Source organism: Streptomyces sp. AV19 (assembly GCF_015999245.1).
In the GTDB taxonomy this organism is placed as follows: Bacteria; Actinomycetota; Actinomycetes; order Streptomycetales; family Streptomycetaceae; genus Streptomyces.
The window spans coordinates 858,548-870,554 of the sequence record NZ_JAEAMR010000010.1; the positions used below are offsets into that span (position 1 = coordinate 858,548).

The following is a 12,007-nucleotide window of genomic DNA, read 5'->3' on the forward strand; positions in this document are numbered from 1 at the left end:
ACATCCGTCATGTTGATCGGCTCCGGCCGTGGAACACGCAGAAAACCCGGTCCGGCTCAAGATTCCTCGGCAATCCGGTGCGTCCCGTCTCATCCTCGACATTTGATATCTGCACGCCACCAGCGTCACATATCCGACATGGAGGACTGTCGTCCGGCGCTCCGTGGTAGCGGTGCGTCATGGCGCGGCGCCCGAAGGTGATGTCCGTAACCGCCCGAGGGTGCGGTGAGTTGACCCCAGGGCAGCGCGCCCCGCGACACCGGAACAGGAGAGTGGTTCATGAGCAAGCGCCAGAAGGGCCGCAGGCACCGCAGGGTCAACCGCACCCCGAGGCCGGTCGGCCCGTCCCGCCCGCGCACCCGCCCCGGGCCGGAGCGGACCGTCGTCCCCGACCTGAGCCGGCACACGGCCAGGACGTGGGACGGCCTGTGCTCCTACGGGGCGGGGGGCGCGTCCGTCGAGGACCTGTGCGCCGCGGTCGGCTATCAGCCGCGCACCATCCTCAAGCACGTCGCCGGGCTCGCCGGGCAGGGGCTGGTGGAGCAGCGCGGGGACCGCTGGTACGCGCGGAGCGGGGCGGGAGCGCTCGCGGCGGCGCAGGGCGGCTGACGGTCCGTCGGCCCGGCTCCGTCATCCGCACGGGTGAATACCCATGATCCTATGCGGTGTTGAGGTCCGATGATCTACTCTCGCCCGCATGCCGGACATGGATGAGATCATCGGACGGATCCGCCGTGACATGGACTCGCAGCTGCGCAAGCGGGCACGCCGGGCCCTCGGCGAGGGGGTGGACCGGGCCGGCTGGGCCGCCGCCGGGCCGGACGCGCCCGCGGCGGCCGGAGCCGCCGCGGGACCTTCCGCTCCCGGCCCGGCCGACGAGGGGCCCGCGCCCGCCCGCCCGCGCTGACGCGCCCGGCGGGCGGCGCGGACCGCCGCGTCACCGCCGGGTCCGGGCCCGGTTCACACCCATTCCGGCCAGGGCGAGCGCGGTCACGCAGCAGACGGCGCCGACGATGACGTTGCTGACGTTGGCGGCCGTCCCGAAGGAGTGCCCGGCCACGACCCAGGGCGAAATGATCGTCCAGACCCCCACGCCCAGGGCGGCCCAGCTCATGGAGTGCGTGCGTTCGTACGCGGAACCGAAGCCGCCGACCAGCAGGGCGAAGGCGATTCCGGTGATCAGGTTGTTGGCGGTCAGGGTGGACACGCCGTTGAAGCCCACGATCCAAGGGGAGGCGGCCAGGTAGACGCCGCACAACAGGGCGAGCGCCTCGACGGCCTGGGCGGCGGGGAGCGCCGTCGTCTCCTCCGAATGGGCGCGGAGCGCCATGATGTCCGGGTGCTGCTCGATCCGGGGTGACGTTGGGGCGGTCACGTCAGCCACCTTCCTTCCACACGGGGAACTGGAGAGTCGGACCTTCTTGCAGTTTAACCTCATTAGGTCTTAATTCACCCGAATGAGGGCGAATGGTCCGATCTGATGGCGTGCGATGCGCCGGGGGCGTACCGGACGGGTGTGCGGGGAAGGGTGTTCTTTCAGGGGCCGGTGCCCTTTCCGGCTCCGAGCCCCGGAACGGCACCGCACGGCTCGTCAGGGGGAGGTACCACCTCATGGAACAGCCCGCAGCACAGGAAGAGCTCCTGTCGGAGCGCTTACCGGGCCTCGGCGACGGGCCGGCCCGTCCCGCGTCCGCCCTCGGGGACCCGGCGCGCGGCGAGCCCGAAACCCCCGTGTCCGACGGCCTCGACGCCGTCGACATCTTCCGGGCCTTCCGCGCCTTCGGCGACGAGGACGACGAACCGCACATCGTCCGCGGCATCGACTGACCGCACGGCCCGCACGGCCTGTGTGACCCGTGCGGCTCGGGAACCCGCCGGGCGGCAGTCCCAACGCTCACGCGTCGTTCCCCGGGCGGAAAGATCCCCGTGGCCCGCGCCACGCCCCCGCTGTGGACAACAGCGATATGCGCGTCGCCATCGTCACCGAATCGTTTCCGCCCGATGTCGGCGGCGCCGCCCACTGGGTCCGGCAGACCGTCCGGCATCTGGAGCGGCGCGGCCATGAACCGCTCGTCCTGGTGCCCGCGGGCCGCCGCCGGGGCAGGTGCGACGACAGTGCGGCGACCGAGGGGTGGCCGGGGGTGGTCCGGACCGGCGGGTGGCGCCTCGCGAAGGCGCTCGCGGCGCACCGGCCCGATGTCGTGCACGTGACCGCGCCGCGCGCGCTCGGGGCGCGTGGGGTGGCGGCGGGTGCCCGGCTCGGCGTTCCTGTGGTGGCCGTCCGGCGGGCCGTCCCCGCGCGCCCGGCCGGCCCGGCGGCCAGTCTGACCCTTGCGCCGTCCGTCGCGGCGGCCCACGCTCTGACCGGGCGCGGCGTGCCGCGGGTGCGGCCGTGGCCGCCCGGGGTGGACCCCGAGCGGTTCCACCCCCGCCACCGCGACCTCGAACTGCGCCGTGCGCTGGCGCCCGGCGGGGAGCTGATCGTCGGTTACGTCGGCCGTCTCGTCCCGGAGAAGCGGCTGGACCTGCTGGAGCCGGTCTGTGCGCTGCCCGGTGTGCGGCTCGTGGTCACGGGCGACGGGCCGTACGCGGGGGTGCTGCGCGGGGTGCTGCCGGGGGCGCGCTTCCTCGGGTGCCGCACGGGCTCCGAACTCGCCCGGATCCACGCGTCGTTGGATGTCTTTGTGCATCCCGGGCCGCCCGGGGGCTCTTCCCTGGGCGTGCGGGAGGCGCTGGCCAGTGGTGTGCCGGTGATCGCTCCGGCGACGGGGGATCCCGGCGATCCCGTTCGGCACGGCCGGACCGGCCTGCATGTCGGGTACGGGGATGCGCAGGCGTTGCGGGACGCGGTGTTGACGCTGGAGGCGGGGAGAGGGCGGCGGGCGGAGTTCGGGATGGCGGGGAGGGAGGGGGTGGTGGGGCGGACGTGGGAGGTGGTGGGGGATCAGTTGTTGGGTTACTACGGGGAGGTGGGGGTTTCTGTGGGGTAGGGGTGCCTCGGAACCTCCCCCAGAGGGGGCACCCCTCAAGCGCCGGACGGGCTGAATGATCAGCCCGTCCGGCGCTTGAGGACGAACGCGGCGCAGCCGCGTTGCCCCCCCCCGGGGCGCGCGAGAAACGGTTCTGGGGGAGGGTCCGGGGCAAACCACCCCCCCCCCCCCCCCAAAACCCCCCCCCCCCGGGGGGGTGCTTGCGTCGGTTTTGTTGTGTTTAGTGTTGGGTGTTGATTGGGGTCCTTGGGGGTTTCCTGGGGGGGGGGGGGGCCCCGGACCCTCCCCCAGAGGGGGCACCCCTCAAGCGCCGGACGGGCTGAATGATCAGCCCGTCCGGCGCTTGAGGACGAACGCGGCGCAGCCGCGTTGCCCCCCCGCGGAGCGCGCGAGAAACGGTTCTGGGGGAGGGTCCGGGGCAAACTCACCCCCGCGCCACCACAAACCGCACCACCACCCCCGCCCCCGCCTGCCCCGCCCCCGCCAGTGCCGACTCCGGGACCACCCCGATCACCGGGTACCCGCCCGTCGTCGGGTGGTCCGCGAGGAAGACCACCGGGTGCCCGTCCGGCGGCACCTGGACCGCGCCCAGCACCATTCCCTCGCTGGGGAGTTCGCCGTCGGTCGTGCGCTTCAGCGCGGGGCCCTCCGTGCGCAGGCCGATGCGGTTGCTCGCCGGGGAGACCCGGAAGCGGCCGCCCGCCAGGGCGGCCGGCGTGCCCGGGGCGAACCAGTCGTCCCGCGGGCCGGGAACCAGCGGCAGGACGAGTTCGCCGACGGGCGGCCCGGCCGAGGGGACCGCGTCCGCCGCGGCCGGCGGCCCGCAGGGGGCGCCCAGCGGCAGGACCGCCCCGTCGGCGAGCGGCTCGGGCCCGAGGCCGGAGAGCAGGTCGCGCGAGCGGCTGCCGAGTACGGGCGGCACGTCCACGCCGCCCGCGAACGCGACGTAGCCGCGCAGCCCCGCGCTCGCGGTCCCCACGTCGAGGACGGCGCCGGCGGGCAGCCGCACCGGGGCGCCCCAGGCGACGGGACGGCCGTCCGCCCGCACCGGGCAGGGTGCGCCGGTCACGGCCACCGTCACCGGCGAAGAGACACGCACGGCACATCCGTTGACCGTGGTCTCCAGGGTCGCGTGGCCGGCCGGGTTGCCGACGAGCCGGTTGGCCAGCCGGTGGGCGGGTCCGTCGAGGGCGCCGGAGCGCGGGACGCCGAGGTGGGCGAGGCCGGTCCGGCCCAGGTCCTGCACGGTCGTCAGCGCCCCGGCCCGGACGACCGTCAGGGCGCTCACGGGAGCACCTCGAACCGCACCCGGCGCCCCGGCACCAGCAGCGCCGCCGGGTCCCGTCCGGCGTCCCACATCACGGCGTCCGTCCGTCCGATGAGCAGCCAGCCGCCGGGGGAGGAGCGCGGGTAGACGCCCGTGTACGCGCCGGCCAGCGCTACCGAGCCGGCCGGCACGGACGTGCGCGGAGTCGCCCGGCGCGGTACGTGCAACTCCTCCGGCAGGCCGGTCAGATAGCCGAATCCGGGCGCGAACCCGCAGAAGGCGACCCGGAATTCGAGGGCGGAGTGGACGCGCGCCACCTCTTCCTCGGCGACCTGCCACAGCTCCGCGACCTCGGCCAGGTCGGCGCCGTCGTAGCGCACCCCGACGACCAGCGGTTCGCCCTCGGCGGGCGGCAGCGGTGGCACGGTCCACGTCGCGATCTCGGCGGCGAGGGCCGGGGGATCGGCGAGGCCGTCCAGCAGGACGGTGCGCGCGGCGGGGACGATCTCCGACACGGGCGGCAGCGCGCCCGCCTCCCGGCGGCGCAGCAGCTCGGCGTGGAGCGCCTGGGCCGCCGCGGTGTCCGCGACCTCGATCAGCAGGGCGTGCGGCCCCACGCGCAGGGGGCGTGGCGCGGTGCTCACGCGAACGCCTCCGGCCGGACGCCCGCGGCCCCGAGGGCCTCCCGCACGCGCCGGGCGAGGGCCGCCGCGCCGGGCGTGTCGCCGTGCACGCACAGCGAGCGGGCGCGGACGGTGACGTCCTCGCCGGTCAGGGCGGTGACGGCCGCGTCGCGCGCGAGCCGGACGGAGCGGGCCACCACGGCGTCCGGTTCGGTGATCACCGCGCCCTCGGTGCCGCGCGGGACGAGCGTGCCGGCGGCGGTGTAGGCGCGGTCGGCGAACGCCTCGGCGACCACGGGCAGTCCGGCCCGCGCGGCGGTCTCGTGCAGCCGCGAGCCGGGCAGGCCCAGGACGGGCAGCGGGGCCCCGGCCGCGAGGACGCCGGCCACGACGGCCGCGGCCTGCCCGGCGTCGGTGACGGTCCGGTTGTAGAGGGCGCCGTGCGGTTTCACATACGCCACGTCGGCCCCGGCCGCCCGGGCGAAGACGCGCAACGCGCCGATCTGATAGGTGATTTCGTCCGCGAGCTCGTCCTCCGGCACGTCCATGGCACGCCGCCCGAAGCCGGCCAGGTCGCGGTAGGAGACCTGGGCGCCGATGCGTACCCCGCGTTCGGCGGCGAGTTCGCACACGCGGCGCATGGTCGAGGGGTCGCCGGCGTGGAAGCCGCAGGCGACGTTGGCGCTGGTGACGACGGACAGCAGGGCCTCGTCGTCGGTCAGCCGCCAGCGTCCGAAGCCCTCGCCCAGGTCGGCGTTGAGATCCAGGACGGTCACGGTCGTTTCTCCAGCATGGTGTCGACGATGAGCTGCCGGGCGTCGTCCAGATAGGCGGTCAGTTCGGCCTCGGCGCGGGCGTACTCGCCCTTGACCAGGAGCTGTTCGATGGCGCGGTTGCGGACCAGGAACGGTTCGTGGAAGCGGCGGGGCGAGGGCATCGTGTGGAAGGCCAGGCGCAGTTCGGCCAGCAGCCGGTCCATGGCGGTGTCGATCCGCGGGCTGGCGCCGAGCCCGGCCAGTGCCCGGTGGAAGGCCAGGTCGGCGGTGGCGACCTTCGGCCAGTCGCCGTCGTCGGCGGCCCACTCGGCCTCCGTCACCGCCGTGGTGACCGCCTCGCGCAGTGCGGGGGGCGCGTGTTCGGCGGCGCGCACGCCGGCGGTCTCCAGGGCGTCGCGCACCCGGTAGATGTCCGTGACGTCGTCGGGGCCGGGGACGCGGACGAACACCCCCCGGTTGAGCCGGTGTTCGACGAGGCTGTCGTGGATCAGCAGGCGGAACGCCTCGCGCAGGGTGTTGCGCGAGACCCCGAGATCCTGGCCGAGCGCCTCCTCCGAGAGCCGGGTCCCGGGCGGCAGGGCGCCGCGCTCGATGCGTTCGCGGAGGGCGGCGGCGACGCGCTGCGCGGTGGAACGGGTCATGGCATCTCCTGGGGAGAGGGTGACCGGGCACAAGTCCTTGAAGGCTGCGAACCCTTGAGGATTGTTGAACAACATCCTAGCCTCCTCGCCAGTCGCCTCACCCGGTCGAGTGAGGTCCGAGATGCGAAAGGCGGGGCGCATGCTCGTACTTCTGGGCGTCCTCGTGGTCGTGGCCGGATTCGCCACGCGGCGCAACCCACTGCTCGTCGTCGGCGTGGCGGGCATCGTCACCGGCCTGCTCGGCGGCCTGTCGCCGCGCGAGGTGCTGGCGGCCTTCGGCACCGGCTTCGCCGCCGGCCGGGGAGTGACGATCTTCGCCGTCACCCTGCCCGTCATCGGCCTGCTGGAACACCACGGCCTCCAGGAGCAGGCCCGCCGGCTCGTCGCCCGCTTCGCCTCCCTGACCGCCGGCCGCTTCCTCGCCCTCTACCTGCTGCTGCGCCAGCTGACCTCCGCCGTCGGGCTGGGCGGGGTGCTCGGGCACGCCCAGACGGTGCGGCCGCTCGCCGCGCCGATGGCCGAGGCCGCGGCCGAGCGGGCGCACGGCCCGCTGCCGGACCGGGTCCGCGAACGCGTCCGCTCGTTCGCCGCCAGCGCCGACAACGTCGGCTTCTTCTTCGGAGAGGACGTCTTCCTGGCCGTCGGTTCCATCCTGCTCATCACCGGATTCGTCAACACCACTTACCACACCCGCCTCGAACCGCTGGAGCTCGCGCTGTGGGCGATACCGACGGCCGTGTGCGCGCTCGCGGTGCACGGCTGGCGGCTGCTGAGACTGGACCGCGGCCTGCTCGCCGCCCCGCCGGCGGACCGGAAGGCGGCCGTGAAGTGATCAAGGCGGAGTGGTTCCACTGGCTGGTCGGCGGGCTCTTCCTGGTCATGGCCGTCCAGATGCTCGGCGACCGCACCAACCCCAGACGCCACGGCAGCGCGCTCTTCTGGGGCCTGCTCGGGGCGGGGTTCGTCTACGGGACGTGGGTGGCCGACCACCGCGCCCCGGCCGAACCGCTGGGCGCCGCCGTCCTCGTCATGGTCTGCCTCGCGGGCTTCGGCCGCACCGGTCGCGGCGCGCCGCCCGAGGGCGCGGCGGAGCGGCGCGCGGCGGGCGCCGAGCGGTTCGGCGGGCGGCTGTTCGTCCCCGCCCTGACCATCCCGGCCGTGGCCCTGGCCTGCGCCGTCGGCCTCAAGAGGGTCCACTGGGACGGCGGTCCGCTGCTGCAGAAGGGCAGCGAGACCGTGCTCGGGCTCGGCATCGGCTCGGTCGTCGCGCTGGTCGTGGGCATGGTGATGCTGCGTGAGAAGCGGCTCGCCACGCCGCTGCACGCGGGCCGCTCGATGCTGGAGTCGATGGGCTGGGCGATGCTCCTGCCCCAGCTGCTCGCCACCCTCGGCGCGATCTTCGCCGCGGCCGGGGTCGGCGACCAGGTCCGCAGGATCACCACCTCCGTGCTGCCGGACGGCTCGGTCCTCCTCGCGGTCGTCGTCTACTGCGCGGGCATGTTCCTGTTCACCGTGGTCATGGGGAACGGCTTCGCCGCCTTCCCGGTGATGACGGCCGCCGTCGGCTGGCCCGTCCTGGTCGAACAGGCCCACGGCAATGCCCCGGCGGTGCTCGCGGTCGGCATGCTCGCGGGGTTCTGCGGGACGCTGGTGACGCCGATGGCCGCCAATTACAACCTCGTTCCGGCCGCCCTGCTGGAACTGAGCGACCAGTACGGTCCCATCAAGGCCCAACTGCCCACGGCTTTCATCCTTCTTGGCTGCAATATGGCCATTATGTTCCTTTTTGCCGTTTGAGTTGCCGGGTCGCGGAGGCGGAGCACCGCGCCGTTTCGGCCGATGTCAGTGTCACCGCTTACTCTGTGCGACGTGACATCTCCAGCCCCGGCGGCCGTTCCGCCCCAGCTCAACGGGCCGCTCCTCCCCCGGGCTCCCGGCTGCGCCCGAGCAGGGGGGACCCCCGTCGCCCCGGGCCCGGCCGCCGACGAGGGCCTGGCCCGTCGCCTGCGCGCGCTCGCCTGCACCGCCCCCCTGCACGACCTCGACGCGCGCAAGGCCAACCTCGCGGGCGAGTACGGGGTGTACGCGATGGCCGAGGTGGCCCTGGCCGCCATCGACCTCGTCACGCTCAACATGGACTTCGACACCGGCGCCGACCACGAGCAGATAGTGACCCGGCTCCTGCCGCGGGTCGCCGCCCAGGCCCCGGAGCGGCCGCAGTCCGAGCACGAGCGCGTCGCCCGCTGGGTGCTGGAGAACCTCATCAACGTCGGCAGCGCGGACCGCGGCTTCCGCGTCGTCTACGGCACATTCGGCACCGACGGCGGCTACGTGCGCCGCGACTACGACTTCAAGCTGATCGAGGAGGTCCCCGGCCCCGGCGGCACGGTCTTCCTGCGGGCCACCGACGAGGCCGTCAACGTCCTGGTCGGCGCGCTCGACACGGACGTCACCAGCGCCCAGATCGCCGCCGAGGTCAAGCTGGAGGTCCTCGTCAGCCGCGGCCGCCTCGCCGACGCCCAGCTCGCCGCCGAGCAGGCCCGCTACCGGACCGTGCAGTACGCGGAGACCCTCCGCAAGACCCTCGACGCCACCCGCCGCAACGTCCGCGCGGTGGACTGGCTGCACGCCGTGCCCGACCTGATCGCCGAGGCGCTCGACCACGTCGCCGACCGCTACCGCCACGAGAACGCGATCCTCACCAACATCCGCAAGGTGCGCGACGAGGCGTCCTCCGGCAGCGACCCCGAGCACAAGCGGCGCGCGGCCGAGCTCGTCGACATCGTCAAGGACTGCATCCGCCGGCACACCCAGCTCCAGTCCCGGCTGCTGGAGGCCGGGCCGCTGTTCCGCGCCGAGCAGGACCGGCAGGCGTTCGCCACGCCGTCCGCCCGGTCGGGCCTCGACCTGTACGGGCAGTTGCTCGCACCCGTGCTGCCGCTGCCGCTGGACCGGGCCGGGCGCGTCACCGACGCGTTCTTCACCCGCGGCGCGGGGCTGCGCACCCCGTCGTCCGTCCGCGTCGGCGACCTCGTCGAGCTGCTGCTGACCCCGCCGGCGGAGCGGGAGCACCTCGGCGCGGAGATGCCCGAGCCGGACCTCATCGCGACGCCGGACGACAGCCGCTTCAGCGAGGAGCAACTCGCGAGCGCGATGGAACTGCTGGCGCTGCCGGCGGACGCGCCGCGCCGGCTGTCGGGCCTCCTCGCGGACGCGCGCCTGCGCGATCCCGAACTGCCGTACCTCGTCGCGCTGCTGGCCGTCCACGCGGCCAGTCCGGCGGTGGGCACGGCCTATCGCCAGGGCGAGTCCTCGCTGCTCTTCGCCGTCGACGACGGCACGCCGCTCGACGACCACGAGTTCGGCGGCGCCGACCTCATCGTCGGGACGGCGCTGCTGGACGCGGCGGGGATGGCGGCGGATCGTTCGGAGGGGGCGTGATGGGGCGCCTTCGGTTCCGCGCGGAGGGGTTTTGCCCCCGGCCCTCCCCCAGAGGGGGCACCCCCATTTCACCGTTTCTCGCGCGCTTCGCGCGGGACAACGCGGCTGCGCCGCGTTCGTCCTCAAGCTCCCCGGAGGGGGCAACCCCCAGACGGGCTGATTCGGCGCGCCCGGTCCAGCCCGTCCGGCGCTTGAGGACAGCGCGCGCAGCGTGCTGCTGCGGAAACGGTGAAATGGGGGTGCCCCCTCTGGGGGAGGGTCCGGGGCGTATTCCCTCCCGCACCAGCAGCGCAGTGACCACGCACCAGGAGTACCAACCGTGACCGACGACCACGACGTCGACGAGACGGCACAGCCGGCCGACCCGGCCGCCCCCGTCGCGAGCGGCAGCGCTCCGCTCACCCCCGCCGACGCCGCCGACGCCGCCAGGCTCATCGCCTTCGGCCTCCAGCCCAAGCTCCAGCCCGCCCGCGACGCCGAGTACACCGAGCTGCTGCGCCGCCACCGCGAGGACCCCCCGTTCGCCCGGCTCACCGACGCCGTCGCCGCCGGGCTCGGGCTCGTCGTGCTGGAGGTGTCCACCCGGGCCGGCATGGCCGTCACCGCCGCCGAGGACTCGGTCTTCGCCGTGCGCATGGGCGACTACGCCCGCCGCGCCACCGCCGACTCCGGCGACCGCTTCCTGCACGGGCTGGCCCACCTCGCCGTCGCGGCCATGGCCTTCCCCCGCCCCGAGGACCTCGCCGACGACGGCTACATCGGCCGCGTGACCGTCAACGGCGTGGACGCCTTCGTCCGCCAGGCCTGCCGCCGGCTGGAGGAGCGGGCCGCCGAGGGCGGGGAGAACACCGACCCGGCCAGCGACGCCCCCGGCCTGGAGGCCGCCTGGCGGGTCTACGCGCGGCGAAGCGCCACCGGGGCCACCAAGGACGCCCGCCGCCTGGCCGGTTCGACCACCGGGATCATCGCCAAGGCCGTCGCCTTCCTCGTCGACTCCGGCTTCCTCCAGCGCACCGGCGACGACGCGGGCGGCGCCTACCGCACGACCCCGCGCTACCAGCTCCAGGTCCGCGACATGGCCGGCACCGCCGCCATGACCGAGCTGCTGGAGCTGGGCGTCGTGCCGGTGGGCGACGGCCTGCCCACCCTGCTGCCCCCGGACGACGCCGACGACCTCGACCTGGTCGCCGACGCCGGTCTGCCGTTCCATTCCAACTGACCACCGCACCCCGCGAGCAACGAGAGTCCGCCGCCATGTACGAGCTGTCCCGGGTCCGCCTCTACTCCATCGGGCCCGCCGGTGCGCGCTACGCCGACACCGTGCTGGATCTGCGGGGGGTGGGCGCGCCGGTGCCCACGCCCGCGCCCGCGCAGGCGGAGTTCTTCGAGGAGGAGCCGGCCGGCCCGCCGCGCCGCCCCGCCCCGGCGGGCGTGCTGTTCCTGGAGAACGGCGGCGGCAAGTCCGTCCTGCTCAAGCTGATCTTCTCGGTGATGCTGCCGGGCCACCGCAACACCCTCGGCGGCGCCAGTTCCGGCGTGCTGCGCAAGTTCCTCCTCGCCGACGACTGCGGCCACGTCGCCTTGGAATGGCAGCACGTCCTCACCGGCGAGACGGTCGTGGTCGGCAAGGTCAGCGAGTGGCGCGGCCGTCAGGTCTCCAACGACCCGCGCAAGTTCGCCGAGGCGTGGTACTCGTTCCGCCCCGGCCCGGGCATGAGCCTGGACGCGCTGCCGGTCGCCGAGTCCAGCGCCATGCGTCCCGCGGCCGACGGCACCTCCGGCGCACGGGGACGCCGCCGCACCATGAAGGGCTTCCGCGACGCCCTCACCGAGGCCGGCAAGGCCTACCCGCACCTGGACGTGGTGTGGGAGGAGATCCACGAGCGCTGGAACGAGCACCTCGGCGAGCTCGGACTCGACCCCGAACTCTTCCGCTACCAGCGGGAGATGAACGCCGACGAGGGCGAGGCCGCCGGCCTCTTCGCGGTGAAGAACGACTCCGACTTCACCGACCTGCTGCTGCGCGCCGTCACCGACACCCGGGACACCGACGGCCTGGCCGACCTCGTGCACGGCTTCGCCCACAAGCTCGGCCGCCGCGCCGAGCTGACCGCCGAGCGGGACTTCACCGCCGGCTCCCTCGACCTGCTCTCCCGCATCGCCGACTCCGGCGGCCGCCGGGACACGGCCCGCGGCGTGCACGCCGGGGCCGAGCGCCGCACCCGCGCCCTGGCCCGCCGCCTCTCGGCCCGCGCCTCCTCGGTGGCGC

At 74.4% G+C, this 12,007-nt stretch carries 13 protein-coding genes and 1 pseudogene; 9 read left to right on the forward strand and 5 right to left on the reverse strand.

Annotated features, from left to right (window positions below; translation table 11 throughout):
* Positions 1 to 279 precede the first annotated feature (279 nt).
* Together I5Q34_RS22380 and I5Q34_RS22385 are read left to right on the forward strand one after the other, a co-directional pair.
* Positions 280 to 609, forward strand: a complete 330-nt coding sequence (locus I5Q34_RS22380; RefSeq protein WP_199894081.1) for a hypothetical protein — start codon at positions 280 to 282, stop codon at positions 607 to 609.
* A gap of 88 nt (positions 610 to 697) precedes the next feature.
* Entirely contained in the window at positions 698 to 907 is a 210-nt protein-coding gene (locus I5Q34_RS22385) for a hypothetical protein (RefSeq protein WP_199894082.1), read from the forward strand.
* Positions 908 to 937: 30 nt separating this feature from the next.
* On the opposite strand, the gene I5Q34_RS22390 is transcribed toward I5Q34_RS22385, so the two are convergent.
* Positions 938 to 1,375, reverse strand: coding sequence for an SPW repeat protein (locus tag I5Q34_RS22390; RefSeq protein WP_199894083.1), 438 nt, complete (start codon positions 1,373 to 1,375; stop codon positions 938 to 940).
* 236 nt (positions 1,376 to 1,611) lie between these two features.
* On the opposite strand from I5Q34_RS22390, the gene I5Q34_RS22395 reads away from it, so the two are divergent.
* Both I5Q34_RS22395 and I5Q34_RS22400 read left to right on the forward strand, forming a co-directional pair.
* Positions 1,612 to 1,827 carry a hypothetical protein gene (locus tag I5Q34_RS22395; RefSeq protein ID WP_199894084.1) on the forward strand — a complete coding sequence of 72 codons (216 nt, stop codon included), beginning with the start codon at positions 1,612 to 1,614 and terminating at the stop codon, positions 1,825 to 1,827.
* 122 nt (positions 1,828 to 1,949) lie between these two features.
* Positions 1,950 to 2,990, forward strand: a complete 1,041-nt coding sequence (locus I5Q34_RS22400) for a glycosyltransferase (RefSeq protein WP_307811714.1) — start codon at positions 1,950 to 1,952, stop codon at positions 2,988 to 2,990.
* 424 nt (positions 2,991 to 3,414) lie between these two features.
* On the opposite strand, the gene I5Q34_RS22405 is transcribed toward I5Q34_RS22400, so the two are convergent.
* The 4 genes from I5Q34_RS22405 to I5Q34_RS22420 are packed head-to-tail and all read right to left on the reverse strand — an operon-like array spanning position 3,415 to position 6,297.
* Positions 3,415 to 4,278, reverse strand: a complete 864-nt coding sequence (locus tag I5Q34_RS22405; RefSeq protein WP_199894085.1) for a biotin-dependent carboxyltransferase family protein — start codon at positions 4,276 to 4,278, stop codon at positions 3,415 to 3,417.
* Entirely contained in the window at positions 4,275 to 4,901 is a 627-nt protein-coding gene (locus I5Q34_RS22410) for an allophanate hydrolase subunit 1 (RefSeq protein ID WP_277965399.1), read from the reverse strand. The genes I5Q34_RS22405 and I5Q34_RS22410 overlap by 4 nt, the downstream gene beginning before the upstream one ends.
* Positions 4,898 to 5,656, reverse strand: coding sequence for a LamB/YcsF family protein (locus I5Q34_RS22415; RefSeq protein ID WP_199894086.1), 759 nt, complete (start codon positions 5,654 to 5,656; stop codon positions 4,898 to 4,900). The genes I5Q34_RS22410 and I5Q34_RS22415 overlap by 4 nt, the downstream gene beginning before the upstream one ends.
* A complete protein-coding gene (locus I5Q34_RS22420) occupies positions 5,653 to 6,297 on the reverse strand; it encodes a GntR family transcriptional regulator (RefSeq protein ID WP_199894087.1) in 645 nt (214 codons plus the stop codon). The genes I5Q34_RS22415 and I5Q34_RS22420 overlap by 4 nt, the downstream gene beginning before the upstream one ends.
* 139 nt (positions 6,298 to 6,436) lie before the next feature.
* Between I5Q34_RS22420 and I5Q34_RS22425 the strand changes: the two genes are divergently transcribed.
* From I5Q34_RS22425 to I5Q34_RS36105, 5 genes and pseudogenes are all read left to right on the forward strand, one after another.
* Positions 6,437 to 7,129, forward strand: a complete 693-nt coding sequence (locus I5Q34_RS22425; protein WP_199894088.1) for a 5-oxoproline transporter, DUF969 family subunit — start codon at positions 6,437 to 6,439, stop codon at positions 7,127 to 7,129.
* Positions 7,126 to 8,094, forward strand: a complete 969-nt coding sequence (locus I5Q34_RS22430) for a DUF979 domain-containing protein (protein ID WP_199894089.1) — start codon at positions 7,126 to 7,128, stop codon at positions 8,092 to 8,094. The genes I5Q34_RS22425 and I5Q34_RS22430 overlap by 4 nt, the downstream gene beginning before the upstream one ends.
* Positions 8,095 to 8,166: 72 nt before the next feature.
* Positions 8,167 to 9,738 (forward strand): hypothetical protein, encoded by a 1,572-nt coding sequence (locus I5Q34_RS22435; protein WP_199894090.1) that lies wholly within the window; start codon positions 8,167 to 8,169, stop codon positions 9,736 to 9,738.
* A gap of 319 nt (positions 9,739 to 10,057) precedes the next feature.
* Positions 10,058 to 10,957: a hypothetical protein gene (locus I5Q34_RS22440; RefSeq protein WP_199894091.1), complete on the forward strand. Its 900-nt coding sequence runs from the start codon at positions 10,058 to 10,060 to the stop codon at positions 10,955 to 10,957.
* 35 nt (positions 10,958 to 10,992) lie between these two features.
* Positions 10,993 to 11,997 (forward strand): annotated as a pseudogene (locus I5Q34_RS36105) (hypothetical protein); the annotation flags it as partial.
* Between the last annotated feature and the right edge of the window lie 10 nt (positions 11,998 to 12,007).

Bases quoted from the DNA above. Each gene is read 5' to 3' on its own strand.
- I5Q34_RS22380 (WP_199894081.1), top strand. From the start codon at position 280: ATGAGCAAGCGCCAGAAGGGCCGCAGGCACCGCAGGGTCAACCGCACC.
- I5Q34_RS22385 (WP_199894082.1), top strand. From the start codon at position 698: ATGCCGGACATGGATGAGATCATCGGACGGATCCGCCGTGACATGGAC.
- I5Q34_RS22395 (WP_199894084.1), top strand. From the start codon at position 1,612: ATGGAACAGCCCGCAGCACAGGAAGAGCTCCTGTCGGAGCGCTTACCG.
- I5Q34_RS22420 (WP_199894087.1), bottom strand. From the start codon at position 6,297: ATGACCCGTTCCACCGCGCAGCGCGTCGCCGCCGCCCTCCGCGAACGC.
- I5Q34_RS22425 (WP_199894088.1), top strand. From the start codon at position 6,437: ATGCTCGTACTTCTGGGCGTCCTCGTGGTCGTGGCCGGATTCGCCACG.